The organism is Enterobacter sp. FW301-JW81, assembly GCF_058788735.1.
Genome location: NZ_JBYTBA010000007.1, coordinates 107,504 through 134,403, shown reverse-complemented (window position 1 = coordinate 134,403; position 26,900 = coordinate 107,504). Strand labels below are relative to the sequence as shown.

Genomic DNA, 26,900 nt, shown 5'->3' with positions numbered 1-26,900 from the left:
TAAGGCGGAATTTTATACAGAGGAAACGATTTTGTGTCAATGAGGGACAGTTGCGCAGGGTAACGAATGGCGGTGTCAGAAAAACACCGCCGGAACGCGGCCTTAAGCCAGGCTCTCTTTATCAATCCCGAGACGCTTCATGCGCGACAGCAGGGTGGTACGTTTTAACCCCAGGCGCTGGGCGGCACCTTTTGGTCCGGCGACCACGCCGTTGGTCTCTTTCAGCACGCGCATTATGAGCTGATATTCATCTTCTCCCTCTTTTGCTGTCTCGGCGGCGGGCGCGATCGCGTCAGGAAGCGTAACCTCAGGCAGGGAGAGCTGCAGCACATTGCCGCGCGTCAGCAGCACCGCGCGCTCAATGACGTTTTCCAGCTCGCGCACGTTGCCGGGCCATTCCATTGATGAAAGGGTGCGTAACGTCTCGGCAGGGATACTGTCGATGTTGCGTCCCATCCGGCGCGCAATCTTCGCGGTAAACGCTTTGACCAGCAGGGGAATATCTTCCGGGCGTTCGCGCAGCGGCGGCAGGAAGATCGGGAAGACGTTCAGGCGATAGTAAAGATCGCTGCGAAACTCGCGGTCGGCGACCATTTTTTTCAGGTCGCGGTTGGTGGCGGCAATCAGCCGCACGTCGGTCTGGATAAGCTTGTTGCTGCCCAGGCGCTCAAACTCCTGCTCCTGCAGGACGCGCAGCAGCTTCGGCTGTAGCTCCAGCGGCATATCGCCCACTTCGTCGAGGAACAGCGAGCTTTTGTCCGCCAGCTCAAAACGGCCCAGACGCTGGCTGCTGGCCCCGGTAAACGCGCCGCGCTCGTGGCCGAACAGGTCGCTTTCCAGCAGTCCCGCTGGCATCGCGGCGCAGTTCATCTTCACCATCCTGCGGCTGTTGCGGTTGCTCAGATTGTGGATGGCGCGGGCAATCAGCTCTTTACCCGTGCCGGTTTCGCCCAGGATCAGCACCGTGCTGTCGCTTTGCGCCACCATTTCAACCTGCTTGAGCACGCTGTACATGGCATCGCTGCGCCCGATGATTTCACCAAACTCGCTGTCCACGTTGTTGAGCTGTTCGGTCAGGGCGAGGTTCTCATCCACCAGCCGCTCTTTCAGACGATGAATTTCCTGATAGGCGAGGGCGTTATCCAGGGCGATGGAAATACGCTCGGCGATCTGGCGCAGCAGCTTCAGGTTGGCGGTGGTGAATACGCCCTCCTCACACTGCGCCAGCTTCAGCACGCCGAGCATGGTGTCACCGGACATGAGGGGCAGCAGGCACAGCGTCTGAATTTTGTTGCCCCAGGTGTTGAACAGCATTCGCTCGTAAGGGGCCACCGGATCCTGTTCGTTCAGGTTGAGCAGCAGGATCTCTTTGCTTTTAAACACCCGCTCGGAGAGCGTACCGGCCTCATCGACCTCGCTCTGCTCGTGTGCCGGATTGGCCTCATCAAGATAGTGGGTGGAGTAGATGTTGAGCTTGCCCTTGCGATGGCCGCGCAGCGCGATGCTGATAGCGTCGATTTTAAAATAGTGGTGGATCTCTTTTGAGACTTCGCTGACCAGCTCGTCCATGTCGAGCCGTGACAGCACGGCGTTGGTGATGGCGACCAGAATGCGGAAGTTGTCGCGCTCGCGGCTCAGCAGGTCGTAATCGACGTTATTGGTGACGCGGCTTTGGATCTGCTCCGCGACGACGGCCACAATCTGGGTAAAGGTGTGCAGGCGTTCGTACTCCGCCTCGCGCCACGGCTGGTCGGTGGTGCGGATAAACTCGCAGCCGCCAAAAATCTGGCCCTCTGCCGCCAGCGGCAACATGCAGTAATGCCCGAAAGGCTGATAAAGGTTGCTCTCCGCAAGCCTCGGCCACGCCTGCCGGAACTCGTCAAAATTGCAGTGCAGCACTTCAGGCCGGGAAAGAATGCGGCGCACCGGGCCATGCGCCAGATACGTTTCGTCTTCGTATTCAAACGTTTTGCCATTATCGCGCGTTGAGTAGTAGCTCGCGCGATGCGTTCCGCTATGCCAGAGCACAATCGCGGCGCTGTCGGCCAGCGCCGACTGCCTGACCAGCCGCGTCAGGGCATCGCTCAGCGCGCCGAGATCGGGCTGCTGTAAAAGTGTGCGCGTGATGTCAAACAGGCCCTGCTGTCCAAGATCGCTCATCGGTGTATACGGCATATTGCTTTCCAATAGAAACTGGCAAAAAGAGACGTTCAGTGCTGACCGCTTTTGGCGCGGTTCTAGCAAATACGGGGTAAGGGTTCCGCGTGCGGCAGATCCAGCGTGCGTTTCACGCCGTAAAGCCCGGTCAGGCGCACCCCTTTGCGCTCAACCACTTCACCAATGATTGCCGCCTCGCGTCCTGAGGGGTGCGCCCGCAGCTGTTCAAGCACGGCCTGTGCCGCGGCGCGTTCAACGCCAACCACCAGCTTGCCTTCGTTGGCAAAGTTGAGCGGGTCAAGCCCCAGCAGTTCGCAAAGCCCGCGAACGGCGGGCTTAACGGGCAGGCTGCGCTCGGCGAGCTCAATCCCGCACCCGCAGCTTGCCGCAAATTCATGGACCACGGCGTTTACGCCGCCTCGCGTCGCGTCCCGCAGGGTCTTCACGCCGGGGATCGCGCGCAGCGTCTGAATCAGCGGGGTGAGTACCGCGCAGTCGCTGCGCAGTTCGCCGTCCAGCCCCAGGCCTTCGCGCAGGTTCAGGATGGTCGCCCCGTGGCAGCCCAGCGTTCCGGTCACGATCAGCACGTCGCCCACGCCGAGGCGCTGCGCGCCCCAGTGAATATCGGCGGGGATTGCCCCCATGCCGGCGGTGTTGATGAACAGTTTGTCGGCCGCGCCGCGCTGTACCACTTTGGTATCGCCGGTGACGATAGCAATCCCCGCCTCGCGCGCGGTCTGCGCCATGCTGTTGACCACCGCGGTGAGCGTCTCCATCGGCAACCCCTCTTCAAGGATAAACCCGCAGGAGAGGTAGCGCGGAATGGCGCCGCTGACGGCGACGTCGTTCGCCGTACCGCAGACGGCGAGCTTGCCGATATCGCCGCCCGGGAAGAACAGCGGGTCAATCACGTAGCTGTCCGTAGAGAAGGCCAGCCTGTCGCCCTGCGCGGTGAGGGTCGCGAGGTCAATGCGCGCCTGGTCTTCCTGCTCGGCGAGCCAGGGGTTGTTGAAGGCTTCCATAAACAGCCGGTTAATCAGTTGCTGCATCGCCTGTCCGCCGCTTCCGTGCGCCATTTCAACCGTATTCATGCTTCACTCTCCTGGTTGCGATACTGATACCACGCGGCACACGCCCCTTCGGAGGAGACCATCAGCGCGCCAAACGCCGTTTGCGGATTACAAGTGTTGCCGTATAGCGGGCATTGATCAGGCTTGCATTTACCGGTGAGCACCTCGCCGCAGCGGGCACGGGGATCGTCGCAAACCTGCTGCGGCTGCGGGCGGAAATGCGCTTCGGCGTCGAACGCGCGATAGGCCGGCGTCAGGCGCACGCCGGATTCGGCAATCAGCCCCAGGCCACGCCATTCGCTGTCGCCCTCAACGCAAAACACGTCGGCTATCGCCTGCTGGGCCCGTTCATTGCCTGCATCCGGTACCACGCGGCGGTACTGGTTTTCCACTGCACTCAGGGCCGCTATTTTCTGCTCAACCAGCATGGCGACACCTTGCAGTAGATCAAGTGGTTCGAAACCAGCGACCACTAACGGACGATTGTACTGTTCAGCGATAAAACCGTAGGCGTCTGTGCCAATCACCATGCTGACATGCCCCGGCGCCAGAAAGGCGTCAATTCCGTTTCCCGGCTCTTCCAGCAGGCTGCGCAGCGTGGGGATGAGCGTAATGTGCTGGCAGAAGAAGAAAAAGTTATCGACGCCGCGCGCTTTCGCCTGCTGCAGCGTGATGGCGGTGGCGGGCATGGTGGTTTCAAAGCCCAGGCCAAAAAACACCACCTTGCGCGCGGGGTTATCCGCTGCCAGCGTCAGGGCATCCATCGGCGAATAGACGATCCGGATGTCGGCCCCGCGCGCTTTTGCCTGCAGCAGCGAGCCGTTTTTCCCCGGCACGCGCATCGCGTCGCCAAAGGTGCAGAAAATGGCGTCGGGCCGGCTGGCAATCTCGATGCAGCTGTCGATACGCCCCATCGGCAGAACGCAGACCGGGCAGCCGGGGCCGTGAATAAACTCGATGTTGTCCGGCAGCAGCTGGTCGAGGCCAAATTTGAAGATGGCGTGCGTGTGTCCGCCGCACACCTCCATGATCCGCAGCGGTTTTTCTGCCGTGTACTCCAGCAGCGCCGCGCGCGTTTTCAGATGCCCGATAAGCTGCAGCACCTGCTCCGGGGCGCGGTATTCATCAACGTAACGCATGATTATCGCTCCTCGCCGTACAGCAGCGCGCCCACGTCAGGCTCCACGTCGAACATGTTTTGCAGGGCGTCGAGCGTGTCGCGGGCTTCCGCTTCGTTAATTACGCTCATGGCAAACCCCACGTGCACCAGCACCCACTGGCCGAGACGCGATGCGCCGCTTTCATCGCTGCTGCCGACCAGCGTCAGGTCGACGTCGCGCAGGATGCCACAGACCTCGACTTTGGCCTGATTACCGTCGATGGAGTGAATCTGTCCCGGTACGCCTATGCACATCGTTCGTTCTCCAGCCAGCGAAGCCAGCCGTCCATGCCGTCGCCGCGCGTGGCGGAGACCAGCAGAATGTTAATGTCCGGGTTCACCTCTCGGGCGTACGCCAGGCACTTATCCACGTCGAAGTTCAGGTACGGCAGCAGGTCGACTTTGTTCAGCAGCATGAGGGAGGCGGCGGCAAACATATGCGGGTACTTCAGCGGCTTGTCTTCGCCTTCGGTCACCGAAAGCACCGCGACTTTATGCCGTTCACCGAGGTCGAAGCTCGCCGGGCAGACCAGGTTGCCGACGTTTTCAATAAACAGAATACCGTTGTCCGCCAGCGGCAGGCGCGGGGCGGCGTCGGCAATCATTTGCGCATCCAGGTGGCAGCCTTTGCCGGTGTTGACCTGAATCGCCGGTGTGCCGGTTTCGCGAATGCGCGCCGCGTCGTTAACGGTTTGCTGATCGCCTTCGATCACCGCGCAGGAGACGCGCCCGTTCAGGCGCTTGAGCGTTTCCGTGAGCAGCGTGGTTTTGCCGGAGCCGGGGCTGGAGACCAGGTTCAGCACCAGCTGCTTGCGGGTGGCAAAGCGGGCGCGGTTGCGGGCGGCGAGCTGGTTATTTTTGTCCAGCACGTTGATCTCCACCTCCAGCATCTGGCGCTGGCTGATGCCCGGCGCGTGGGTACCCGCTTCGCCGTGGCCGTAGTGCAGATCGCCCGCATCGGAGCGTTGCGGGGCGAAAGCGATCCCGGTCAGTGCCGCAGAGGGACGTGGGGCTGGTGAAAAGGGCGCGGAGCGAAACGCGGAATGAGGATGGTGTTCATCCCCTTCTATATACAGGTTGCCTTCGGCGCAACCGCAGGTGCTACACATACTTTACTCCTTCTCGATTTCGAGGCGTTGGATCTGCATGCCGTCATCTGCCACGATGCGCAGCCCGGTGCTCTGGCACTGCGGACAGCGCTGAACCTTCGATGACAGCAGGGTGACGTACTGCTGGCACTGCCCGCACCAGCACTCCGCCTGCTGCTCTTCAATATGCAGTTCGCAACCTTCCGCCAGCGTGCCGCGGCACACCAGCTCAAAACAGAAGTTCAGGGCGCTGGTCTCGACGCAGGAAAACGCCCCGACCTTCAGCCAGACGCCGGTGACGCGCTTCGCGTGGTTTTGCACTGCCTGCTGTTCGATAAGTTCCAGAGCCCGCTGGCAGAGGGTGATTTCGTGCATGACGCCTCCTCAATGAATTGCGCCATTGAATGCAATAACAGTGCCAGCTTGATTTTTGTTAAGGCGTGTCGATGTCAACGCTGTCGAAATGACACGTCGACACCGCGGCGTTGACAGCGTCTTTTTGGTTTAATTTCTTTAAAATCAGTCAAATAAAAACTGGCATGGAATCTGCTTAACAGCCGCTATCTCCATTAAACGGATACCTTCTATGACTATTTGGGAAATCAGCGAAAAAGCGGATTACATCGCGCAGCGTCATCAGCAGCTGCAGGACCAGTGGCACCTCTACTGCAACTCTCTGGTCCAGGGCATTACCCTCTCGAAAGCGCGTCTTCACCACGCGATGAGCTGTGCGGCGCAGGGCGACATGCAGTTTGTCCTCTTCGGCCATTTCATCATCAACGTTACCCTGGCGGATAACTTCAACAGCCACACCATTGAGTACCACCTCGAGACAAAAGACGGCCAAAAACAGTGTATTGCGAAGGCGCAGCTGATGGCCGATGGCATGGTGGACGGCCACGTCAGCAACCGCGATCGCCAGCAGGTGCTGGAGCACTATCTGGAAAAAATCGCGCCGGTTTATAACGGCCTGTACGCCGCAGTCGAGAACGATCTCCCGGTCAACCTGAAGCAGCTGATGGACGGAAATGCCTCAGCAAACGTGGCCTGACCGATGCGTGTCGAGAAGTGTCGACAAGACAGTTTTTCGTCAAAAATGACTATCACCAGAGGATGACCCGGTGAACCGTTTTGTAATTGCTGACTCGACGGTCTGTATTGGCTGTCGAACCTGTGAGGCGGCGTGTTCGGAAACGCATCGCCTGCATGGGCTGCAGTCCATGCCGCGCCTGCACGTCATGCGTAATGAAAAAGAGTCTGCCCCGCAGCTCTGCCACCACTGTGAAGATGCCCCCTGCGCAGGCGTCTGTCCCGTGAATGCCATCACCCGCGTTGATGGCGCTGTCCAGCTGAACGAAAGCCTGTGCGTAAGCTGCAAGCTGTGCGGCATTGCCTGCCCGTTCGGCGCGATTGAATTTTCCGGCAGCCGCCCGCTGCACATTCCGGCGAACGCCAACTCGCCAAAAGCCCCGCCGGCGCCGCCGGCGCCTGCGCGCGTAAGCACGCTGCTGGACTGGGTGCCCGGCATCCGCGCCGTTGCGGTGAAGTGCGATCTGTGCAGCTTTGATGAGCAGGGGCCGGCCTGCGTGCGCACCTGCCCAACCAAAGCGTTGATTCTGGTTAACATTCGCGACATCGCACGTACCAGCAAGCGTAAACGCGAGCTGACCATCAACAGTGATTTTGGCGACCTTTCTCTGCTACAGGCGCTTAACGAGGGGGCGAAATGAACGCGGCGATGATGATTACCAGCGCGGTAGCCTGTTTTGCTGCCGCCGCCGTTCTGGCGCAGATCTTCTCTTTCCATAAAATCTTCAGCGGCTTGGTCGCCGGGGTCGGCGGGGCGGTAGGTAGCTTGATGACGCTGGCGGCAGGCGGTGCCGTTCTGCTCGGCGGGCACTCCGTTGACGCGCTCGTGCCGCTGATTCGCCACGCCGTTGAGATCGCGCCGCTGAACGCCGTCTGGCTGGTGACGTTTGGCTTGTGCGGGCTGTTTATCAGCCTGTTCAATATCGACTGGCACCGCCACCCGCACGCTAAAGCCAACGGCCTGCTGGTCAATCTGCTGATGGCGACGGCGGTCTGCACCGTTATCGCCAGTAACCTCGGCGCGCTGGTGGTGATGGCGGAGATCATGGCGCTCTGCGGCGTGTTCCTGACGGGCTGCAGCGCCTCCGGCAAGCTGTGGTTTGCATTGGGACGCCTGGGGACGCTGCTGCTGGCGCTGGCCTGCTGGCTGGTGTGGCAACGCTTCGGCACGCTGGACTTTGCTGCGCTCAACGGCCATCCGCTGGGGAATGACGTCTGGCTGCTGGGCGTGATTGGCTTTGGCCTGCTCGCCGGAATCATCCCGCTGCACGGCTGGGTGCCGCAGGCGCATGCAAATGCCTCCGCGCCCGCCGCCGCGCTGTTTTCTGTGGTGGTGATGAAGGTCGGTCTGTTCGGGATTCTGGCGATTACGCTGACCGGCGGCCAGCCGCCGCTGTGGTGGGGCGTCGTGCTGCTGGTCGCCGGGATGGTTACCGCCTTCGTCGGCGGCTTGTACGCCCTGATGGAGCACAATATCCAGCGTCTTCTGGCGTATCACACCCTCGAAAATATCGGCATCATTCTGCTCGGCCTTGGCGCGGGCGTGACCGGGCTGGCGCTGAATCAACCGGCGCTGATTGCCGCCGGCTTTATCGGCGGTCTCTATCACCTCGTCAACCACAGCCTGTTTAAAAGCACCCTGTTCCTCGGCGCGGGAAGCGTCTGGTTCCGCACCGGCCATCGGGATATTGAAAAGCTGGGTGGGATTGGCAAAAAGATGCCGGTGGTTTCACTGGCGATGCTGGTCGGGCTGATGGCGATGGCCGCGCTGCCGCCGCTGAACGGCTTTGCCGGGGAGTGGGTGATCTATCAGTCCTTCTTCGCGCTCGGCCAGAGCGACGTCTTTATCGCACGCCTGCTCGGCCCGCTGCTGGCGGTCGGGCTGGCGATTACCGGGGCGCTGGCGGTGATGTGCATGGCGAAAGTTTACGGCGTCACCTTCCTCGGCGCGCCGCGCACGCGCGAAGCTGAAAACGCCTGCTGCGCACCGGTGTTGATGGGTGTGAGCGTGGTTGCGCTGGCGCTGTGCTGCATCGCGGGCGGGGTTGCCGCGCCGTGGCTGCTGCCGCTGCTGGGTAACGCTATTCCGCTGCCGCTGACCGTGGCGAATACCACCGTCTCTCAGCCCACGATCGCGCTGCTGCTGATTGGCGCACCGCTGCTGCCGTTCGTCCTGATGCTGTTCTTCAAACGCGACCGACTCTCTTCCCGCTCGCGCGGTGCGGCGTGGGCCTGCGGCTACGAACACGAACAGTCGATGGTCATCACCGCCCACGGTTTTGCCATGCCGGTGAAAGAGAACTTTGCCGCGGTGCTGAAGCTGCGCCACTGGCTGAATCCGGTGGGCTGGGTACCCGGCTGGCAAAGTGCTGCCGCGCCCGCACTGTTCCGTCGTCTGGCGGTCATCGAGCTGGCGGTGCTGGTGGTGATTGTGATTTCACGAGGAGCCTGACATGAGTTTGTTACTGGCATTACTTCAGGCGCTGGTGCTGTTCGCCGCTGCGCCGCTGCTTTCCGGGATTAGCCGCGTGGCGCGCGCCCGGATGCACAACCGTCGCGGGCCTGGCGTGCTGCAGGAGTACCGCGATCTGTTCAAGCTGCTCGGTCGCCAGAGCGTCGCCCCGGATGCCGCAGGCTGGGTCTTTCGCCTGACGCCGTTTGTGATGGTGGGGGTGATGCTGACCATCGCCACCGCGCTGCCGGTGGTCAAGGTGGCGTCGCCGCTGCCCGTGCTTGGCGATCTGATTACGCTGATTTACCTCTTCGCCATTGCCCGCTTCTTCTTTGCCATTGCGGGTCTGGACACCGGAAGCCCGTTTACCGGCATCGGCGCCAGCCGCGAGGCGATGCTGGGCGTGCTGGTTGAGCCGATCCTGCTGCTGGGGCTGTGGGTCGCCGCGCAGGTCGCGGGTTCCACCCATATCAGCTTTATCACCGACACCGTTTATCACTGGCCTGTGGCGCGCTCGATCCCGCTGGTGCTGGCGCTGTGCGCCTGCGCGTTCGCCACGTTTATCGAGATGGGCAAACTGCCGTTCGACCTTGCGGAAGCCGAGCAGGAGCTGCAGGAAGGGCCGCTCACCGAATACAGCGGCTACGGCTTCGCGGTGCTGAAATGGGGCATCAGCCTCAAACAGCTGGTGGTGCTGCAGATGTTTGTCGGCGTCTTTTTCCCGTGGGGGCAGATGACGCACTTCTCCACAGGCGGCCTTGTGCTGGCCGTGGTGGTGGCCGCCCTCAAGTTGCTGGTCGGCGTGCTGGTGATTGCCCTGTTTGAAAACAGCATGGCGCGCCTGCGTTTTGTGGAAACGTCGCGCATCACCTGGGCCGGTTTTGGTTTTGCATTTTTAGCGTTCGTCTCCTTGCTGGTGGCGTGATTAAAGAGAGTTTTTATGTCTGAAGAAAAGAAAGGTCAGCAGTATCTCGCCGCGTTGCATCAGGCTTTCCCCGGCGTGGTGCTGGAGGAGTCCTGGCAAACCAAAGACCAGATAACCGTCACCGTAAAGGTGAACTACCTGCCGGAAGTGGTGGAGTTCCTCTATTACCAGCAGGGCGGCTGGCTGTCGGTGCTGTTCGGTAACGACGAGCGTCAGCTGTGCGGCAATTACGCCGTGTACTACGTGATGTCGATGGAGCAGGGGGAGAAGTGCTGGCTCACCGTGCGCGTAGAGGTCGATCCGGCTAAACCGGAATACCCGTCCGTCACGCCGCGCGTGCCTGCCGCCGTCTGGGGCGAGCGCGAAGTGCGCGACATGTACGGCCTGGTGCCGGTTGGCCTGCCGGACGAGCGCCGCCTGGTGCTGCCGGACGACTGGCCGGACGAACTTTATCCGCTGCGTAAAGACAGCATGGACTACCGCCAGCGCCCGGCGCCGACCACCGACAGCGAAACCTACGAGTTCATCAACGAGCTGGGCAGCAAGAAGAACAACGTGGTGCCGATCGGCCCGCTGCACGTCACCTCCGATGAACCGGGCCACTTCCGCCTGTTCGTCGACGGCGAGAATATCATCGACGCCGACTACCGCCTGTTCTACGTCCACCGCGGCATGGAAAAGCTGGCGGAAACCCGCATGGGCTACAACGAAGTGACGTTTCTTTCTGACCGCGTGTGCGGCATCTGCGGCTTCGCCCACAGCACCGCCTACACCACCTCGGTGGAGAACGGCATGGGGATCGTGGTGCCGGAGCGCGCGCAGATGATCCGCGCCATTCTGCTGGAAGTGGAGCGCCTGCACTCGCACCTGCTGAACCTCGGTCTGGCCTGCCACTTCGTCGGCTTTGACTCCGGGTTTATGCAGTTCTTCCGCGTGCGCGAGGCGTCGATGAAGATGGCGGAGATCCTCACCGGGGCGCGCAAAACCTACGGCCTGAACCTGATCGGCGGGATCCGCCGCGACCTGCTGAAAGACGACATGATCCAGACCCGCCTGCTGGCGCAACAGATGCGCCGCGACGTGCAGGAGCTGGTGGACATGCTGCTCAGCACGCCTAACATCGAACAGCGCACCGTGGGCATCGGCCGTCTTGACCCGGAGATCGCCCGCGACTTCAGCAACGTCGGCCCGATGGTGCGCGCCAGCGGCCACGCCCGCGACACCCGCGCCGATCACCCGTTCGTCGGCTACGGCCTGCTGCCGATGACCGTACACAGCGAGCAGGGCTGCGACGTCATATCCCGTCTGAAGGTACGCATCAACGAGGTGTTCACCGCGCTGAACATGATCGACTTCGGTCTGGATAACCTGCCGGGCGGCCCGCTGATGGTCGAGGGCTTCACCTATATTCCGAACCGTTTTGCCCTCGGCTTTGCCGAAGCGCCGCGCGGGGACGACATCCACTGGAGCATGACCGGCGACAACCAGAAGCTTTACCGCTGGCGCTGCCGCGCGGCGACCTACGCCAACTGGCCAACCCTGCGCTATATGCTGCGCGGCAACACGGTTTCCGATGCGCCGCTGATCATAGGCAGCCTCGACCCGTGCTACTCCTGCACCGACCGCATGACCGTCGTGGACGTGCGCAAGAAGAAAAGCCAGGTGGTGCCGTACAAAGAGCTTGAGCGCTACAGCATTGAGCGTAAAAACTCGCCGCTGAAATAAGGACTCGCCATGTTTACCTTTATCAAAAAAGTGATCAAAACCGGCACGCAGACCAGCCGCTATCCGCTGGAGCCGATGCCGGTGGATAAAAACTTTCGCGGCAAGCCGGAGCATAACCCGCAGCAGTGCATCGGCTGTGCGGCCTGCGTCAACGCCTGTCCGTCGAATGCCCTGACGGTGGAAACGGATCTCAAAACCGGCGAGCTGGCCTGGCAGTTTAACCTCGGACGCTGCATCTTCTGCGGCCGCTGCGAGGAGGTCTGCCCGACGGTCGCCATTCGCCTGTCTCAGGAGTACGAGCTGGCGGTGTGGAAGAAAGAGGATTTCCTCCAGCAGTCGTGCTTTGACCTGTGCAGCTGCCGCGTCTGCCGGCGTCCGTTCGCCGTACAAAAAGAGATCGACTACGCCATCGCGCTGCTGCAGCACAACGGCGACGCCCGCGCGGAGCATCATCGTGAAAGCTTTGAAACCTGCCCGGAGTGCAAGCGTCAGAAGTGCCTGCTGCCGTCCGACCGCATTGATATCACCCGCCATATGAGAGAGGCCAGCTGATGGACAATTTACTCGGCCCGCGCGACGCAAACGGCATTCCGGTGCCGATGACGGTGGACGAATCCATCGCCAGCATGAAGGCGTCGCTGCTGAAAAAAATCAAACGCTCGGCCTACGTCTACCGCGTGGACTGCGGCGGCTGCAACGGCTGCGAGATTGAGATCTTCGCCACGCTGTCGCCGCTGTTTGACGCTGAGCGCTTCGGCATCAAGGTGGTGCCGTCTCCGCGCCATGCGGACATCCTGCTGTTCACCGGGGCAGTGACACGCGCCATGCGATCCCCCGCGCTGCGCGCCTGGCAGTCTGCGCCGGACCCGAAAATCTGCATCTCGTACGGGGCCTGCGGCAACAGCGGCGGCATCTTCCACGACCTTTACTGCGTCTGGGGAGGCACCGACAAAATCGTGCCGGTGGACGTCTACATTCCGGGCTGTCCGCCAACGCCCGCCGCGACGCTGTACGGCTTTGCGATGGCGCTCGGCCTGCTGGAGCAGAAAATCCACGCGCGCGAGCCGGGCGAGCTGGATAACCAGCCTGCGGCCATCCTGCACCCGGACATGGTGCAGCCGCTGCGGGTCAAGGTCGACCGCACGGCGCGGAAACTGGCGGGCTACCGCTATGGCCGCCAGATTGCCGACGATTATCTGCGCCTGCTGAGCCAGGGCGACCATCAGGTGGCGCGCTGGCTGGAGGCGGAAAACGATCCGCGCCTCAACGAGATTGTGGCGAACTTGAACAGCGTTGTGGATGAGGCGCGTATCCGATGAGTGAAACGGTGGTGTTCAGCCAGCTGAGCCGTAAGTTTATTGATGAGAACGATGCCGCGCCGGATGCGGCGCAGCAGGTGGTCTATTACAGCCTGGCGATTGGGCACCACCTCGGGGTGATCGACTGCCTGGAGGCGGCGTTAAGCTGCCCGTGGCCCGAGTACCTGACGTGGATCGCCACGCTGGAGGAGGGCAGCACGGCGCGGCGCAAAATGGAGGGCGTGCCGAAGTACGGCGAGATCGTTATCGACGCCAACCACATTGCGATGCTCGCCAACGCCTTTGACGCGGCGCTGAGCAGACAAACCCCCGAGCAGCAGGCGTGGAGCAAAACGCTGCTCGGCATGCTGCATGACATTCATCAGGAGAGCGCCATCTACCTGATGGTGAGGAGATTACGTGACTGACGTTTTACTGTGCGTGGGCAACAGCATGATGGGCGACGACGGCGCGGGGCCGCTGCTGGCAGAGATGTGCGCCGCGAACCCGCAGGGCGGCTGGGTGGTTATCGACGGCGGCAGCGCGCCGGAAAACGACGTGGTCGCCATTCGCGAACTGCGTCCTGACAGGCTGTTAATCGTCGATGCCACCGATATGGGGCTCAACCCCGGCGAGATCCGCCTGATAGACCCGGACGACATCGCCGAGATGTTTATGATGACGACCCACAATATGCCGCTGAACTACCTCGTAGATCAGATCAAGGACGACGTGGGCGAGGTGCTGTTTTTGGGCATTCAGCCGGACATTGTCGGATTTTATTACCCGATGACGCCGCCGGTGAAAGAGGCGGTGGACGTGGTGTATTCACGGCTTGCCGGGTGGGTTGGGGACGGGGGATTTTCCCGGCTCTGAACAGCGCCCGGTGGCGCTACGCTTACCGGGCCTACGGTTTTGTAGGCCGGGTAAGGCGAAGCCGCCACCCGGCAAAACAGGCTACTCGAGATCCGCCCCGTTACTCGCAATCACTTTCTTATACCACCCGAACGACTTCTTGCGCTTGCGGTCCAGCGTGCCGTTTCCGGCGTCGTCCCTGTCAACGTACACAAACCCGTAGCGCTTGCTCATCTCGCCCGTTGAGGCCGACACAAGGTCGATACAGCCCCAGGTGGTGTAGCCCATCAGCGGTACGCCGTCCTCAATCGCGTCGCCCATCGCGCGGATATGCTCGCGCAGGTAGCTGATGCGGTAGTCGTCGTTGATCTCGCCGTTTTCATCAATCACGTCTTTCGCCCCGAGGCCGTTTTCCACCAAGAACAGCGGCTTCTGGTAGCGGTCGTACATCATGTTCATGGTGATACGCAGGCCGAGCGGGTCAATGCCCCAGCCCCATTCGCTCACCTGAATGTGCGGGTTGCGCAGGGACTTCACGATGTTCGCCGCGCTGGTGTTGCCCGCGTTCATGTCCGCCGACGCGCAGCGCGAGGCGTAATAGCTGAACGAAACAAAATCGACGGTGTTTTTCAGCAGTTCATCGTCGCCCGGGTCTTTGACGATCGCCACGCCTTTCTCGCGGAACACGCGGGCGGAGTAGGCCGGATAGCGGCCGCGCGCCTGCACGTCGATAAAGAACAGGTTCTCGCGATCTTTCTCCAGCGCCATCCACACGTCTTCCGGCTTGCAGGAGTACGGGTAGAAATTGCCGCCCGCCAGCATGCAGCCCACCTGGTTTTCCGGGTTCACCTCGTGGGCGATTTTGGTTGCCAGCGCGCTTGCCACCAGCTCGTGGTGCGCGGCCTGGTACTTCACCTGGTCCTCGTTTTCACCTTCCTCGAACACCAGCCCCGCGCCGGAGAACGGGCTGTGCAGCATGATGTTGATTTCGTTGAAAGTCAGCCAGTATTTCACCAGCCCGTTAAACTCTTCAAAGCAGGTGCGGGCGTAGCGGGCGAAGAAATCGACCATCTTGCGGTTGCGCCAGGAGCCGTACTCCGTCACCAGGTGCATGGGGACGTCGAAGTGGCAGAGCGTCACCAGCGGCTCGATATTGTACTTTTTGCACTCCTCGAACACCGCGCGGTAGAAGGCAATGCCTTCCTTATTCGGCAGCGGCTCGTCGCCGTTCGGATAGAGGCGGCTCCAGGCAATCGAGGTGCGGAACACCGTAAAGCCCATCTCCGCCATCAGGGCGATGTCTTCTTTATAGCGATGGTAAAAATCAATCGCCTCGTGGCTCGGGTAGAACTCGTCGTCACGCAGCGAAAAACGCTTTTCCTTACCGAGCTTCACCGCCAGGCGATTCGCGCCGTGGGGGATCATATCGACCGTCGTCAGCCCTTTGCCGCCTTCACGGTAAGCCCCTTCACTCTGGTTAGCGGCAAGCGCGCCGCCCCATAAAAATCCTTGTGGAAAAACAGACATTCTTACCTCGCTTTCAATTTATGCTTGTGCCGCTTTGCTCTGGGCCGGTGCGGTCTGCAGGGCGCGCGCTTTTTCGGCGTGGTCTTCAACCGGGATATCCTCAAAGCCGAGTATCAGGGTCAGAACAAACGACAGCACCACTGCCAGCCCCATCACGCCAAACACCCAGACGATGGTCATCGGGTTCGCCGGGTCAAAGAACTGCACGCTGGTAAACAGCCCTGGCGCCGCCATCGAGTGGCTGGCAAGACCCGCGATGCCGGCCACCGCGCCGCAGATAAAGCCGCTGATCAGGCTCGCAATCAGCGGACGCTTCAGGCGTATTGCCACACCGTACAGCGCCGGTTCAGAGATCCCCGCCATAATGGCGGAAGCTGCCGCCGCCAGCGCCGTCTGGCGCAGCTCCGGGTTTTTGGTTTTCCACGCCACCGCCAGCGACGAGCCGCCGAGCGACAGGTTGGCGCCGATTTCTGACGGCATCACCATCCCCTCTTTGCCCGTTTCGGCAATGGTCTGAATGATAGTTGGCGTAAAGACGCGGTGCATCCCGGTCATCACCAGCAGCGGCCACAGCGCGCCCATAATGGCGACGGAGAGCCAGCCCAGATAGCCGTGAATGGTGTAAACCAGCGCGGAGATGGCGCTACCGATCCAGATGCCCAGCGGCCCAATCAGCACGATGGCAAGCGGGGCGGCAATCAGCACGATCAGCATCGGCTTGAGGAAGTTTTTCGTTACCGCCGGGGTAATGCGATCGACCCAGCGTTCGATGTAAGACAGGCACCAGGTCATCACCAGCGCGGGGATGACGGTGTAGGTGTATTTCACCGCCGTCACCGGGATAAAGGCGAACTCAACGTGCTCGCCCTGCGCGGCTTTCGCCATCAGCTCGATAAAGCTCGGGTGGACCAGCACGCCCGCAATGGCTATCGCCAGCGACATGTTGGTTTTGAACTTCACCGCCGCCGAGGCCGCCACCATCAGCGGCAGGAAGAAGAACGCGCCGTCGCCGATGACGGTCAAAATGGTGAGCGTCGGCGCGCCTTTTGGCAGCACGCCGGTCATCTCAAGGATCATCGCCAGCAGCTTGACCATCGAGCCGCCGATGATCGCCGGGATCAGCGGGGACATGGTACCGATCAGCGCGTCGAGGATCCCGGCGCCGATGCGGCGTAATGTCAGTTTCTGCGGGCCTTCCGGTACAGCAGGCTGCAGGCTGGTTGGCAGCAGGCTCACCACTTCGCGGTACGCCTGAGAAACGGTGTTGCCAATAATGACCTGACACTGGTTGTCATTGCGTACCACGCCGAGCACGCCGCTGATGCTTTTCAGACGCGCGGCGTCGGTAAGGCTTTCGTCTTTCAGGACGAAGCGTAGACGCGTCATGCAGTGGGTGACGGCGACAATGTTCTCTTTGCCGCCCAGCGCGCTGACAACGTCGTTCGCCAGCGCGGCGTAATTTTTGGCCATCGGATGTGATCCTGTTATCGTTGTGAGAAATGTAGGAAACCGGTTCCACATAATCATCATGAGTTTTTATGAATGAAACAAGATCGCTTTTTGACCATTTTTTCGTTTCGTGATGCGGATCGCAATGGGGTGCTAAAAGCGTGATTTCGCCGCTGCGACAATTTCCCCGCGGTGCAGTACACTGCGCATCATCAGAGGCAGACGGATTAACAACATGACCACGATGCTTGAAGTGGCGAAGCGGGCAGGCGTTTCGAAAGCCACGGTGTCCCGGGTGCTGTCGGGAAATGGCTACGTCAGCCAGGAGACCAAAGACCGGGTGTTTCAGGCCATTGAAGAGAGCGGCTATCGCCCGAATTTACTGGCGCGCAACCTGGCGACCAAGCGTACCCAGACGCTGGGGCTGGTGGTGACGAACACCCTTTATCACGGCGTTTACTTTAGCGAACTGCTGTTTCACGCCGCGCGCATGACGGAAGAGAAAGGGCGGCAGCTGATCCTCGCGGACGGCAAGCACAGCGCGGACGAAGAGCGCGAGGCGATCCAGTACCTGCTTGATATGCGCTGCGACGCGGTGATTATCTATCCGCGTTTCCTGAGCGTGGAAGAGATGGATGAGATCGTCGAGAAGTGCGAGCAGCCCATCATGGTGCTCAACCGCCGCCTGCGGAAAAACAGCAGCCACAGCGTCTGGTCCGATCATAAAGCTTCCAGCCAGGACGCGGTGGCGCAGCTGATTGCGAAAGGCCACCGGGACATCGCGTTTATTACCGGCTCGCTGGATTCGCCGACCGGGGTTGAGCGTCTTTCCGGCTACAAAGACGCGCTGGCGCAGCACGGTATTCCGCTGCGCGAGGGGCTGATCGCGCAGGGGAAGTGGAACCCCGCCAGCGGCGCGACGGCGGTGGCTGAACTGCTGACGCGCGGCGAGCGCTTTACGGCGCTGGTGGCGAGCAATGACGATATGGCGATTGGCGCGATGAAGCAGCTGCACGACAGCGGCGTTGCCACCCCGGACGCGGTGTCGGTGATCGGTTTTGACGACGTGGCCATCGCGCCTTACATCGTGCCGTCGCTCTCCAGCGTTCGCATCCCGGTGACGGAGATGATCCAGGAAACCATTAGCCGCCTGATCTTCATGCTCGACGGCGGTGAGTTCAAATATCAGCAAACCTTCTCCGGCGAGCTTGTCCTGCGCGACTCGGTTATTGACGGCCCGCACCGCTGATGTCGACAGCTGTCATCGTCATAAGTGACGATGACAGCGCCGCTGTGATTTTTAAAATCGCTTTAAATCAATAGGTTAATAATTGGCACGGTTTATGAATATCTCCGCGCATAACTGTAATGCTGGAGAAGCAGATGAATCGTTTTATTATGGCCGATGCCAGTAAGTGTATTGGTTGCCGTACCTGTGAAGTGGCGTGCGTGGTTTCCCATCAGGCAGAGCAGGATTGCGCGTCGCTTACCCCTGACACCTTCCTGCCGCGCATTCACGTCATCAAAGGCGTGAATATTTCCACCGCCGCCATCTGTCGTCAGTGCGAAGACGCCCCGTGCGCGAACGTCTGCCCGAACGGGGCGATCAAACGCGAGAAAGGCTTTGTGCACGTGATGCAGGAGCGCTGCATTGGCTGCAAAACCTGCGTAGTCGCCTGCCCGTACGGCGCGATGGAGGTGGTGGTCCGTCCGGTGGTCCGCAACAGCGGAATGGGGCTGAGCGTGCGCGCGGAAAAAGCCGAAGCCAACAAATGTGACCTCTGCTACCACCGCGACGCCGGCCCGGCCTGCATGGAAGCCTGTCCGACGCACGCGCTGGTCTGCGTCGATCGCGACAAGCTTGAGCAGATGAGCGCGGAAAAGCGCCGTCGCGCGGCGTTCGACACCTCCTCATCACTGCTGTTCTGATCCGCCATGAGCAGTAACGGCGTACAGCTGCGCGTGCGCGGCAAGGTGCAGGGCGTGGGGTTTCGTCCCTTCGTCTGGCAGCTGGCGCAACAGCTTCAGCTTGCAGGCGATGTCTGCAACGACGGAGAGGGCGTGCTGGTGCGCCTCGCGGGTAATGGGGGGGCCTTTACCGCGAGGCTGCATCAGGACTGCCCGCCGCTGGCAAGCATTGACCGCGTTGAAACGCAGCCGTTCACCTGGGCGCGCGTGCCGAAGGACTTTACCATCCGCCACAGCGCGGGCGGGGCGATGGACACCCAGATTGTGCCGGATGCCGCGACCTGTCCGGCATGTCTGGCTGAAATGCGCGATCCGCGCGAGCGCCGCTATCGCTACCCGTTTATCAACTGCACCCACTGCGGGCCGCGTTTCACCATTATTCGCGCCATGCCCTATGACCGCCCGGCGACGTCGATGGCGGCATTCCCGCTCTGCGCGCCGTGTGAAGCGGAGTACCGCAACCCTGCCGACCGACGTTTTCACGCCCAGCCGGTCGCCTGCCCGGACTGCGGGCCCGCGCTTGCGTGGCGGGCGGGCGACGTCACTGCTGCCGGTGAGGCTGCGCTGAGCGCGGCGGTGAAGACGCTGAAAAACGGCGGTATTGTCGCCATTAAAGGGCTGGGGGGCTTTCACCTCGCCTGTGACGCACGGGATCCCCAGGCGGTCGCGACGCTTCGCTCGCGCAAGCAGCGTCCGGGTAAACCGCTGGCGGTGATGATCCCGAATGCCGACGCGTTACCCGCGTCGATTCAGACGCTGCTCGGCTCACCCGCTGCACCCATCGTACTCACGCCGAAAGCCTGGCTGCCCGCATTTCCCGACGGCATCGCGCCGGGTCTGGATGCGTTAGGCATCATGCTGCCCGCTAACCCGCTGCATCATTTACTGATGCAGGACTGCCGGCATCCGCTGGTGATGACCTCCGGCAACCTCAGCGGTCGTCCGCCTGCCATAACCAACGAGCAGGCGCTGGAAGAGCTCGGCGAAATTGCGGACGGCTTCCTGCTGCACAACCGCGACATCCTGCAGAGAATGGATGATTCGGTGCTGGATCGGGACGGGGCAGTGCTGCGCCGTGCGCGCGGCTTTGTGCCGGATGCCGTCACGCTGCCGGCAGGGTTTGACGATATCCCCGCCATGTTGGCTACCGGCGCGGAGATGAAGAATACCTTTTGCCTGGTGCGCGGGAACCAGGCGGTGCTGAGCCAGCACTTTGGCGATCTCGGTGACGACGGCGTCGAGGCGCAGTGGCGTTCGGCGCTGGCGGTGATGCAGCAGATCTACGCCTTTCAGCCGCAGCGCGTGGTGTGCGACGCCCACCCCGGCTACCACACCCGGCAATGGGCGCAGGAGCAGGCGCTGCCGGTTGAAACCGTACTGCACCATCACGCCCACGCGGCGGCGTGCCTGGCTGAAAACGGCTGGCCGCGCGACGGCGAAGACGCTATCGCCCTGACGCTGGACGGAACGGGCATGGGCGAGAACGGCGCGCTGTGGGGCGGGGAGTGCCTGCGGGTGAACTATCTCGAGTGTGAACGTCTGGGAGGGCTGCCTGCCGTTGCGTTGCCGGGCGGCGATCTCGCGGCGCGGCAGCCGTGGCGCAACCTGCTCGCCCACTGTCTGGCGTTTGTCCCTGACTGGCAGCAATACCCGGAAACGCGCGCGGTACAGTGCCAGAACTGGCCGCTGCTGGCGACGGCTATCCAGCGCGGCGTCAACGCGCCGCGGTCCTCGTCGTGCGGTCGCCTGTTTGATGCGGTTGCCTGCGCGCTGGGTATCGACACGCAAACCTGGGAAGGCGAAGCGGCCTGCCGGCTGGAAGCGCTGGCGGCACGGTGCAATGGTGTGGAACACCCGGTCACGCTTGCGGTGGATAACCTCGCGCGCTTCTGGCAACAGTGGCTGAACTGGCGGGCGGAACCCAGCGAGCGCGCCTGGGCGTTTCACGATGCGCTGGCAAAAGGGCTGGCGGATCTCGCCGCGTTCCATGCCCGGCGCTTATCGCTTTCGACAATCTGCCTCAGCGGCGGCGTGTTACACAACCGTCTGCTGCGCGCGCGCCTGCGCCATTATCTTTCTGACTTTACGCTTCTTTTTCCTTCGCGCCTGCCTGCAGGCGACGGAGCGATCTCCTTTGGGCAGGCGGCGATCGCCGCTGCCCGGTCATGTTCAAAAAGGATTTAAAATGTTACGACTCTTACGCAATGAACCTCGCGCCGCGCTACTGCTGCTGGCTCTGGTAATGGCAAACCTGCTGGCCTGGGGATGGGCATGGCGCACCTTCAGCGACAGCACGGCGCTGATGGCGGCAAGCCTGCTGGCCTGGTGCTACGGGCTGCGTCATGCGGTAGATGCCGACCACATTGCAGCGATTGATACCGTGACGCGTAAGATGATGCAGCAGGGGAAACGCCCGTCCGGCGTGGGGGCGTGGTTCTCGCTGGGGCACTCCACCATCGTGGTGCTGGCGTCCATTGCCATCGCCGCGACCGCCACGGCATTTCAGAAGAATATGGCGTGGTTTCACGAGACCGGCAGCCTGATTGGCACGGCGGTGTCGGCGACCTTCCTGCTGGCGATGGCGCTGGTGAACATGGTGATCCTGCGCGGCGTCTGGCGCAGTTTTCAGGCGCTGAAAAACGGCAGGCCGGTGCAGGGAGACGTCACGCTCCCGGCGCAGGGCGGAGTGATGAACTGGCTGTTCGGCGCGACGTTCCGCCTGGTGAATAAAAGCTGGCAGATGTACCTGGTCGGTTTTCTGTTTGGCCTGGGGTTTGATACCGCGACCGAGATTGGCGTATTGGGCATTTCTGCCGCCAGCGCCTCTCACGGGATATCGGTCTGGGCAATCATGATCTTCCCGGCGCTCTTTGCGAGCGGCATGGCTCTGGTCGATACCCTCGACAATTTGCTGATGGTGGGTGCCTACGGCTGGGCGTTCAACAAGCCGCAGCGCAAGCTGTACTACAACATGACCATTACCGGCACCTCCGTGGTGGTGGCGCTGTTTATCGGCGGGCTGGAAGCGCTGGGTCTGCTGATGGATAAATTCGCCCTCAGCGGCGGCGTCTGGGATGTAATTGGCGCGGTGAACGATAACCTGGGCAACGCCGGGTTTGTGGTGGTCGGGCTGTTTGTCGCCTGCTGGCTGATCTCCATGGTCAACTACCGCTGGCGCGGCTACGACGCGCTGGTGGTGCGCTCCTGAGCCGGCGGCAGCCAGGCGCGGGTAAAATCAAGCCATCCGCTGGCGGTCAGCACAATACCCTGCACGTTTTCCAGGGTATTAAGACGATAGCGGTAGTGGAACAGCGGCGTGCAGGCGCCGCTTTCGAGCAGGCGCTGAAAGAAGGCGGGCAGATGCGTTCGCAGGCTCTCTTCGCTTTCGCAATAGGTCATCAGCGTCTGCTTCGCTTTTTGCCACGGGGCCTGCCCCAGCGCCGTGGCCCACGCGGGTTCTTCCGTAAACCACTCTGCCAGCGCAAACTCCGGCACCTCGCCCGCCAGATAATCCCCCAGTAAGATATCCGCCTGCGCCAGCGCGTCGGGGGCATGCCACGCCTCACGGTCTTTCCAGCGAATGATGACCTCACAGCCGCGCTTTTTCAGGCGCGCTTGCAGCATGCTGGCCAGATCGCACAGTCCCGGCGCGTGATAGCAGACCAGCGACAGGGTGGCGGGAAGGGTAACGTCGGACGCTGCCGGAAACGCGGGCGTCGTGATGCCGTGCAAAATTTCGGTGCGGGTGTCGATATCGTCCCGGCGGACGTACTGCTGATTAATATGCTGAATTTCCTGACGCAGCCAGGCGGCCAGCGGCTGCGCTAACCCGGCGTTCAGCATCAGCCAGGCGAATCCTCCGCTGGTGGAGGTGACGGACTCCCGGGCATTTTCTCCTTTACCTACGGTGATCCACGCGGGTTTTTCCGGCTCGCTGCGGGTGCGCCAGAACTCTATCGCATGCAGCAGCGGGTGCGCCGCAAAGTACCACGGCTGGCGCTCAAGGCGCAGGTAGTGCGAGTGGTGGTGGGCGATAGCAAAGGGACCTGCGCCAACGGTCGGCTGCTGCGGATGCGGCAGGCGACAGGCGTGATGCGCAAGACGATGCGCCAGCATGGCATCGGGGGCGCTGAGGACGATCTCCAGACACCAGGGGGCGACAAGCGACACCTGGTGAACGTGCGCGAGCCCCGCGCTGCGCGCCGGATCGGCCAGCAGCTGGTGCAGCGCGGCGAGAATATCCTCATCGCTGATGGCTTGCCCGTTGTGCCAGTGCGCGCCGCTGCGCAGATAAAAACGCCAGCAGCGCATGTCGTCGCGGGTATCCCAGTGATGGGCTAAATCCGCGACCGGCTGCGAGTGGCCGGGCGCGTAGCGCGTCAGCCCCGCGTGAACCGCGCAGATAATATGCTGTTCGGCGCGGCGGCGCTGAAGGGCCGGGTGCAGCGACGCGAGCGGGCGATGCCACGGAATGCGCAGCGTCGGCTGGTGCTTAAGCCATTTACCGCCTAAAAACGGGGTGATGATGTGGTGCAGGCTGGCGGGGTCGCCGTCGGCCAGCTGCAGCGCGCTCTGGTAATCTCCTTTCTCCAGGCAGGCGTGCATCAGCGGCGCGCTCAGCTCGCCGGTGGTCGTCAGGCAGTGCAGGATGGCGCGATGCCCGCGCCCCGGCTGCGCGCTCCAGCTTAGCCAGCCGCTTTGCGCGAGCTGGCGCAGCAGGGTGCGCGCATGTCGTTCGCTGCACAGCGCAACTTCCGCGACTTCAGCGATGGTCGTGGGCGCTGGCGCTGCGCCGTAGTGCTGATAAAGCCGTTGATACTGACGGATTTTCTGAAGCTGGCGCATAGCGGCATACCGGAAAAGAAGGATGCTGAGAGTGTAGGGCTTTTTGCGGAATAAATAAGGCCGGGATGAATAAAGTGTTCCGGTTTTTTGCCCCGCGGCGCTATGCTTGCGCGGGCCTACGGGCATTGCAGGCTGGGTAAGCGTAGCGCCCCAGGCAATTACTGCTCAGGTTTACTTACCGGTTCTATCAATTCACGCAGACGTTCAATGCGCGCCTCCGGGCTCAAATAAAGCCAGCGGAATAAAATGTGTTCCGCATTTTTCGTCTGCTGGAAATAATGAGAAAGATAATTGAGTTCTTTATTAAAAGTCGCCATGATTCGCCTCCGGCTGATTAATACCTTTTCAGCGTAAGCCGGATGCGAATAATAAAACAGGGTGATGTTTTTCAGCTGTTCCGCATTTAAGTATCAATGGAAATAATAAATTAGGGATGAATAGCGATGATTTATCTGTTTTGTATTTATTTGATGAATAGAATGCGCAAAAAAAAGCCCCGGGACAGCGGGGCGGCGGACAATAAAATCCAAAGGTTAAGTAAGCGTGGCAGGAGGTTGCGGGTTAAGCGGGCAGCGATTTCAGCAGGGCGAAAGCCTCCTTCATCCGGTCTTCACTGACGACAAAAGCGCGCATCTGGCCCTCGTTATCCGCGCCTCGCGCGACCATGCCTTCCTGCTCGAGGGTGATTTGCCAGTTCAGATCCTTACGCTGGGTTTCACCGGCAAGATGCAGCGGTAATTCCGGCGTTTTGACTTTAACCAGCATGGCGGGTAATTTCAGCGGCGCGCTGCCGCCGAGCAGGTTTTTCGCCAGATACATCGCACTTAATTGAATCGGCTGTAAAAAGGGCAGCACCTGACCGTTAATTTCGGCGCAGTCCCCCAGCGCGTAAATATCGGGCTGCGTGGTTTGCAGGTAGCTATCTACCTTCACGCCGCGCTGTGTTTCCGCGCCGGCACGGTGAGCCAGCGCGGTTTCCGGACGCAGCCCCGTCGCGGCAACCACGACATCCACCTCAACGCTGCGGCCGCCGTCAAGCGATGCGCGAATGCCGCCTTCGGTTTTAGCGAGGCTCTGCAGCTGCGATTTGAGCAGCAGATGGACGCCCATGTCGGTCAAACGATGCTGCAGGCGGCTGCTTACCTCTGCGGGCATCAGCGCCGACAGAATGCTCGCCGCGTGGTCAACCAGGGTAATGGCCTTGCCTGCCCGGCAGAAATCCATCGCCAGCTCGGTACCGATCAGCCCGCCGCCGACAATCATTACACGCTTTGCATCGCGCAGCAGGGTTTCGCTGGCCTGATACTCCTGCTGGCTGTTGAGCGTTATCATCAGCTCGCGGCCTTCAACCGGCGGCACGAACGCAGAGGCTCCCGTTGCCAGCACCAGCTTGTCGTACTGCCAGGTTTTCTCCTTCGCTTTCACCACGTGCGCGGCGGCGTCGATATCGGTGACCCAGGTGTACGGAAACAGACGCAGGTTGAACTGTTCTGCGAACTCCCCCGCCGTCTGGCGGGTGAGATCTTCGGCGCGCTGATTCTGGCTGATGACGTGGCTTAAATCAGGCTTGTTGTACTCGTCCATGCTGTCGGCGGCGATCACCGTCAGCGGCACGTTAGCATCCTGTTTGCGGATATTTTTCACCAGCTGGCGGGCGGCAAAGCCCGAGCCGATGATGACGATGCCGTTATTCATTTTGCCTCCGTACCCAGTTCATCAAAGACGTCTTTACCGAGGGAACATTCCGGGCAGAGGAAGTTGTCCGGCACGTCACTCCACGGCGTGCCTGGCGCAACGTCCTGCAGCGGCTCGCCCAGCTCTGGGTCGTAGATCCACTGGCAGACGCTGCACTGCATGCGTGGGCCGAGATCGGCGGCGGCAGATTCACAGGCGGTCGCTGCAGGCGCTGGGGCCGCGGCGGGTGCGGCTTCCGGAAGCGGTGCAAGCGCCCACTGACGGGCAATATCGCGGCCGTGCTGGCGGCAGATCTCCAGGGCGTCGATATCCGGGCGCCACTTGGCCTTCAGGCTCATGGACATCTCAAAGCCCGCATCCTGTAAGCGGGTGGAGAGACGGTCTACCGCGCCGCCGCTCCAGCCGTGAGAGCCAAAGGCGCTGGCGCGTTTGTTACGGAAGCGCAGGCCGGTCATCTCTTCTACCAGACCGGCAATTTTCGGCATCATCACGTTGTTCATGGTGGAGGTACCCACCAGCACGCCTTTAGAGCGGAAAACGTTGGTGAGGATTTCGTTTTTATCGCTGCGCGCCACGTTGAAGATTTTCACCGCCACGTTAGGATCAACTTCGTTGATGCCCTGGGCAATGGCGTCCGCCATCATGCGGGTGTTGTTGGACATGGTGTCGTAGAAAATCGTAATGCGGTCTTCCTGATAATCCGCCGCCCATTTCAGGTACAGCTCCACTATCTGGGTTGGGTTTTCACGCCACACCACGCCGTGGGAGGTGGCAATCATATCCACCGGCAGGTTAAAGCCGAGGATCTCGGTGATTTTAGGCGTCACCAGACGGCTGAACGGGGTCAGGATGTTGGCGTAGTAGCGCTGGCACTGTTCGAACAGTTCGGTCTGATCCACTTCGTCGTTGAACAGGCGCTCGTCGCAGTAGTGCTGGCCGAAGGCGTCGTTGCTGAACAGCACCGCGTCGCCGGTCATATAGGTCATCATGCTGTCCGGCCAGTGCAGCATCGGGGTTTCCACGAAGATCAGCTGTTTGCCGTTGCCGATATCCAGGGTGTCACCGGTTTTCACGGTGTGGAAATTCCACTCCGGATGGTGGTGGTGACCGTTGATCGAGTCGATGGCGTTGGTGGTGCAGTAGATCGGCGTGTTCGGAATGTAAGACATCAGCTCGGTCAGCGCGCCGGCGTGGTCCTCTTCCGCATGGTTGATGATGATGTAGTCGATGGCGTCGAGATCGATTTCGCTGCGCAGGTTCTGCACGAACTCGCGGCTGAATTTGTGATCGACGGTATCGATCAGCACGTTTTTACCTTCCCGGATGAGATAGCTGTTGTAGCTGCTGCCGCGCAGCGTTTTGTACTCCGTCCCGTGGAAGTCGCGTACTTCCCAGTCACGTTGACCAACCCAATGAATGTTATTTTTAACCAGAATAGACATAGCAACCTCAGCGTAATATCGCGTTTTTCAAATAAGATGGTTTGCTTATATCAAGTTGCGTGCCAACTTTTATTTTATTGATTTTACTGGATTATTATTTTTATGACTCTTAATGGGTAGTCATTATGACTATTCATATTGCAGTCAATATGACAA

The 26,900-nt window shown here is 61.1% G+C and carries 25 protein-coding genes; 13 read left to right on the top strand and 12 right to left on the bottom strand.

Annotation, left to right across the window (positions count from 1 at the left end):
• Nucleotides 1-102 precede the first annotated feature (102 nt).
• From flhA to hypA, 6 genes are all read right to left on the bottom strand, one after another.
• The gene (gene flhA, locus AC3WOK_RS20335) at nucleotides 103-2,175 is read right to left on the bottom strand and encodes a formate hydrogenlyase transcriptional activator FlhA (RefSeq protein ID WP_447856130.1); all 2,073 of its coding nucleotides are present in this window, start codon (nucleotides 2,173-2,175) and stop codon (nucleotides 103-105) included.
• 62 nt (nucleotides 2,176-2,237) lie between these two features.
• Nucleotides 2,238-3,248, bottom strand: coding sequence for a hydrogenase expression/formation protein HypE (hypE, locus tag AC3WOK_RS20330; RefSeq protein WP_063956871.1), 1,011 nt, complete (start codon nucleotides 3,246-3,248; stop codon nucleotides 2,238-2,240).
• Nucleotides 3,245-4,366, bottom strand: coding sequence for a hydrogenase formation protein HypD (gene hypD / locus AC3WOK_RS20325; protein WP_492355036.1), 1,122 nt, complete (start codon nucleotides 4,364-4,366; stop codon nucleotides 3,245-3,247). Before hypD ends, hypE begins: the two co-directional genes overlap by 4 nt.
• Nucleotides 4,367-4,368: 2 nt before the next feature.
• Nucleotides 4,369-4,641 (bottom strand): HypC/HybG/HupF family hydrogenase formation chaperone, encoded by a 273-nt coding sequence (locus AC3WOK_RS20320; protein WP_047348042.1) that lies wholly within the window; start codon nucleotides 4,639-4,641, stop codon nucleotides 4,369-4,371.
• Nucleotides 4,632-5,495, bottom strand: coding sequence for a hydrogenase nickel incorporation protein HypB (gene hypB / locus AC3WOK_RS20315; RefSeq protein ID WP_059312536.1), 864 nt, complete (start codon nucleotides 5,493-5,495; stop codon nucleotides 4,632-4,634). The genes AC3WOK_RS20320 and hypB overlap by 10 nt, the downstream gene beginning before the upstream one ends.
• 3 nt (nucleotides 5,496-5,498) lie before the next feature.
• Nucleotides 5,499-5,849 (bottom strand): hydrogenase maturation nickel metallochaperone HypA, encoded by a 351-nt coding sequence (gene hypA, locus AC3WOK_RS20310; protein ID WP_047348044.1) that lies wholly within the window; start codon nucleotides 5,847-5,849, stop codon nucleotides 5,499-5,501.
• A gap of 211 nt (nucleotides 5,850-6,060) precedes the next feature.
• Here hypA and hycA point away from each other — a divergent pair, with 211 nt between their 5' ends.
• From hycA to hycI, 9 genes are all read left to right on the top strand, one after another.
• Nucleotides 6,061-6,525, top strand: coding sequence for a formate hydrogenlyase regulator HycA (hycA, locus tag AC3WOK_RS20305; RefSeq protein WP_059312537.1), 465 nt, complete (start codon nucleotides 6,061-6,063; stop codon nucleotides 6,523-6,525).
• Between the two features lie 70 nt (nucleotides 6,526-6,595).
• Entirely contained in the window at nucleotides 6,596-7,204 is a 609-nt protein-coding gene (locus AC3WOK_RS20300; protein WP_023308971.1) for a 4Fe-4S dicluster domain-containing protein, read from the top strand.
• Nucleotides 7,201-9,015 carry a formate hydrogenlyase subunit 3 gene (gene hycC / locus AC3WOK_RS20295; RefSeq protein ID WP_492355035.1) on the top strand — a complete coding sequence of 605 codons (1,815 nt, stop codon included), beginning with the start codon at nucleotides 7,201-7,203 and terminating at the stop codon, nucleotides 9,013-9,015. Before AC3WOK_RS20300 ends, hycC begins: the two co-directional genes overlap by 4 nt.
• A gap of 1 nt (nucleotide 9,016) precedes the next feature.
• Nucleotides 9,017-9,940, top strand: a complete 924-nt coding sequence (locus tag AC3WOK_RS20290; RefSeq protein ID WP_492355034.1) for a respiratory chain complex I subunit 1 family protein — start codon at nucleotides 9,017-9,019, stop codon at nucleotides 9,938-9,940.
• Between the two features lie 15 nt (nucleotides 9,941-9,955).
• The gene (gene hycE, locus AC3WOK_RS20285) at nucleotides 9,956-11,665 is read left to right on the top strand and encodes a formate hydrogenlyase subunit HycE (protein ID WP_059312540.1); all 1,710 of its coding nucleotides are present in this window, start codon (nucleotides 9,956-9,958) and stop codon (nucleotides 11,663-11,665) included.
• A gap of 9 nt (nucleotides 11,666-11,674) precedes the next feature.
• Nucleotides 11,675-12,217: a formate hydrogenlyase complex iron-sulfur subunit gene (locus AC3WOK_RS20280; protein ID WP_492355033.1), complete on the top strand. Its 543-nt coding sequence runs from the start codon at nucleotides 11,675-11,677 to the stop codon at nucleotides 12,215-12,217.
• Nucleotides 12,217-12,984, top strand: coding sequence for an NADH-quinone oxidoreductase subunit B family protein (locus AC3WOK_RS20275; RefSeq protein ID WP_059312542.1), 768 nt, complete (start codon nucleotides 12,217-12,219; stop codon nucleotides 12,982-12,984). The genes AC3WOK_RS20280 and AC3WOK_RS20275 overlap by 1 nt, the downstream gene beginning before the upstream one ends.
• Nucleotides 12,981-13,391, top strand: coding sequence for a formate hydrogenlyase maturation HycH family protein (locus AC3WOK_RS20270; RefSeq protein WP_492355032.1), 411 nt, complete (start codon nucleotides 12,981-12,983; stop codon nucleotides 13,389-13,391). Before AC3WOK_RS20275 ends, AC3WOK_RS20270 begins: the two co-directional genes overlap by 4 nt.
• Complete coding sequence (gene hycI, locus AC3WOK_RS20265) at nucleotides 13,384-13,839, top strand: hydrogenase maturation peptidase HycI (RefSeq protein WP_120159340.1); 456 nt, start codon at nucleotides 13,384-13,386, stop codon at nucleotides 13,837-13,839. Before AC3WOK_RS20270 ends, hycI begins: the two co-directional genes overlap by 8 nt.
• A gap of 81 nt (nucleotides 13,840-13,920) precedes the next feature.
• Here hycI and AC3WOK_RS20260 read toward each other — a convergent pair whose 3' ends face one another.
• Both AC3WOK_RS20260 and ascF read right to left on the bottom strand, forming a co-directional pair.
• Nucleotides 13,921-15,345 (bottom strand): 6-phospho-beta-glucosidase, encoded by a 1,425-nt coding sequence (locus AC3WOK_RS20260; protein WP_492355031.1) that lies wholly within the window; start codon nucleotides 15,343-15,345, stop codon nucleotides 13,921-13,923.
• Between the two features lie 18 nt (nucleotides 15,346-15,363).
• Nucleotides 15,364-16,815: a PTS cellobiose/arbutin/salicin transporter subunit IIBC gene (gene ascF / locus AC3WOK_RS20255; protein WP_492355030.1), complete on the bottom strand. Its 1,452-nt coding sequence runs from the start codon at nucleotides 16,813-16,815 to the stop codon at nucleotides 15,364-15,366.
• Between the two features lie 214 nt (nucleotides 16,816-17,029).
• On the opposite strand from ascF, the gene AC3WOK_RS20250 reads away from it, so the two are divergent.
• The 4 genes from AC3WOK_RS20250 (at nucleotide 17,030) to AC3WOK_RS20235 (ending at nucleotide 21,970) form a co-directional block, all read left to right on the top strand.
• Nucleotides 17,030-18,043, top strand: coding sequence for a LacI family DNA-binding transcriptional regulator (locus AC3WOK_RS20250; protein WP_059312433.1), 1,014 nt, complete (start codon nucleotides 17,030-17,032; stop codon nucleotides 18,041-18,043).
• A 134-nt stretch (nucleotides 18,044-18,177) separates the two neighbouring features.
• Nucleotides 18,178-18,723, top strand: coding sequence for an electron transport protein HydN (gene hydN, locus AC3WOK_RS20245; protein ID WP_023308960.1), 546 nt, complete (start codon nucleotides 18,178-18,180; stop codon nucleotides 18,721-18,723).
• A gap of 6 nt (nucleotides 18,724-18,729) precedes the next feature.
• Nucleotides 18,730-20,946: a carbamoyltransferase HypF gene (gene hypF / locus AC3WOK_RS20240; RefSeq protein ID WP_492355029.1), complete on the top strand. Its 2,217-nt coding sequence runs from the start codon at nucleotides 18,730-18,732 to the stop codon at nucleotides 20,944-20,946.
• Between the two features lies 1 nt (nucleotide 20,947).
• On the top strand, nucleotides 20,948-21,970 hold the full coding sequence (locus AC3WOK_RS20235) for a HoxN/HupN/NixA family nickel/cobalt transporter (RefSeq protein WP_063432060.1): 1,023 nt from the start codon (nucleotides 20,948-20,950) through the stop codon (nucleotides 21,968-21,970).
• Here the strand turns inward: AC3WOK_RS20235 and AC3WOK_RS20230 are convergent.
• The 4 genes from AC3WOK_RS20230 to norV form a co-directional block, all read right to left on the bottom strand.
• The gene (locus AC3WOK_RS20230) at nucleotides 21,943-23,607 is read right to left on the bottom strand and encodes an SgrR family transcriptional regulator (protein WP_492355028.1); all 1,665 of its coding nucleotides are present in this window, start codon (nucleotides 23,605-23,607) and stop codon (nucleotides 21,943-21,945) included. The genes AC3WOK_RS20235 and AC3WOK_RS20230 overlap by 28 nt on opposite strands.
• 158 nt (nucleotides 23,608-23,765) lie before the next feature.
• Nucleotides 23,766-23,924, bottom strand: coding sequence for a hypothetical protein (locus AC3WOK_RS20225; RefSeq protein ID WP_173829303.1), 159 nt, complete (start codon nucleotides 23,922-23,924; stop codon nucleotides 23,766-23,768).
• Between the two features lie 244 nt (nucleotides 23,925-24,168).
• Nucleotides 24,169-25,302: an NADH:flavorubredoxin reductase NorW gene (gene norW / locus AC3WOK_RS20220; RefSeq protein WP_492355027.1), complete on the bottom strand. Its 1,134-nt coding sequence runs from the start codon at nucleotides 25,300-25,302 to the stop codon at nucleotides 24,169-24,171.
• Nucleotides 25,299-26,744, bottom strand: coding sequence for an anaerobic nitric oxide reductase flavorubredoxin (norV, locus tag AC3WOK_RS20215; RefSeq protein WP_063956844.1), 1,446 nt, complete (start codon nucleotides 26,742-26,744; stop codon nucleotides 25,299-25,301). Before norV ends, norW begins: the two co-directional genes overlap by 4 nt.
• Nucleotides 26,745-26,900 lie beyond the last annotated feature (156 nt).

Excerpts from the sequence above, each read along its gene's own strand:
- flhA (WP_447856130.1), bottom strand. The coding sequence starts at position 2,175 with ATGCCGTATACACCGATGAGCGATCTTGGACAGCAGGGCCTGTTTGAC.
- hypE (WP_063956871.1), bottom strand. The coding sequence starts at position 3,248 with ATGAATACGGTTGAAATGGCGCACGGAAGCGGCGGACAGGCGATGCAG.
- hypD (WP_492355036.1), bottom strand. The coding sequence starts at position 4,366 with ATGCGTTACGTTGATGAATACCGCGCCCCGGAGCAGGTGCTGCAGCTT.
- AC3WOK_RS20320 (WP_047348042.1), bottom strand. The coding sequence starts at position 4,641 with ATGTGCATAGGCGTACCGGGACAGATTCACTCCATCGACGGTAATCAG.
- hypB (WP_059312536.1), bottom strand. The coding sequence starts at position 5,495 with ATGTGTAGCACCTGCGGTTGCGCCGAAGGCAACCTGTATATAGAAGGG.
- hypA (WP_047348044.1), bottom strand. The coding sequence starts at position 5,849 with ATGCACGAAATCACCCTCTGCCAGCGGGCTCTGGAACTTATCGAACAG.
- hycA (WP_059312537.1), top strand. The coding sequence starts at position 6,061 with ATGACTATTTGGGAAATCAGCGAAAAAGCGGATTACATCGCGCAGCGT.
- hycC (WP_492355035.1), top strand. The coding sequence starts at position 7,201 with ATGAACGCGGCGATGATGATTACCAGCGCGGTAGCCTGTTTTGCTGCC.
- AC3WOK_RS20290 (WP_492355034.1), top strand. The coding sequence starts at position 9,017 with ATGAGTTTGTTACTGGCATTACTTCAGGCGCTGGTGCTGTTCGCCGCT.
- hycE (WP_059312540.1), top strand. The coding sequence starts at position 9,956 with ATGTCTGAAGAAAAGAAAGGTCAGCAGTATCTCGCCGCGTTGCATCAG.
- AC3WOK_RS20280 (WP_492355033.1), top strand. The coding sequence starts at position 11,675 with ATGTTTACCTTTATCAAAAAAGTGATCAAAACCGGCACGCAGACCAGC.
- AC3WOK_RS20275 (WP_059312542.1), top strand. The coding sequence starts at position 12,217 with ATGGACAATTTACTCGGCCCGCGCGACGCAAACGGCATTCCGGTGCCG.
- AC3WOK_RS20270 (WP_492355032.1), top strand. The coding sequence starts at position 12,981 with ATGAGTGAAACGGTGGTGTTCAGCCAGCTGAGCCGTAAGTTTATTGAT.
- AC3WOK_RS20260 (WP_492355031.1), bottom strand. The coding sequence starts at position 15,345 with ATGTCTGTTTTTCCACAAGGATTTTTATGGGGCGGCGCGCTTGCCGCT.
- ascF (WP_492355030.1), bottom strand. The coding sequence starts at position 16,815 with ATGGCCAAAAATTACGCCGCGCTGGCGAACGACGTTGTCAGCGCGCTG.
- AC3WOK_RS20250 (WP_059312433.1), top strand. The coding sequence starts at position 17,030 with ATGACCACGATGCTTGAAGTGGCGAAGCGGGCAGGCGTTTCGAAAGCC.
- hydN (WP_023308960.1), top strand. The coding sequence starts at position 18,178 with ATGAATCGTTTTATTATGGCCGATGCCAGTAAGTGTATTGGTTGCCGT.
- hypF (WP_492355029.1), top strand. The coding sequence starts at position 18,730 with ATGAGCAGTAACGGCGTACAGCTGCGCGTGCGCGGCAAGGTGCAGGGC.
- AC3WOK_RS20235 (WP_063432060.1), top strand. The coding sequence starts at position 20,948 with ATGTTACGACTCTTACGCAATGAACCTCGCGCCGCGCTACTGCTGCTG.
- AC3WOK_RS20230 (WP_492355028.1), bottom strand. The coding sequence starts at position 23,607 with ATGCGCCAGCTTCAGAAAATCCGTCAGTATCAACGGCTTTATCAGCAC.
- AC3WOK_RS20225 (WP_173829303.1), bottom strand. The coding sequence starts at position 23,924 with ATGGCGACTTTTAATAAAGAACTCAATTATCTTTCTCATTATTTCCAG.
- norW (WP_492355027.1), bottom strand. The coding sequence starts at position 25,302 with ATGAATAACGGCATCGTCATCATCGGCTCGGGCTTTGCCGCCCGCCAG.
- norV (WP_063956844.1), bottom strand. The coding sequence starts at position 26,744 with ATGTCTATTCTGGTTAAAAATAACATTCATTGGGTTGGTCAACGTGAC.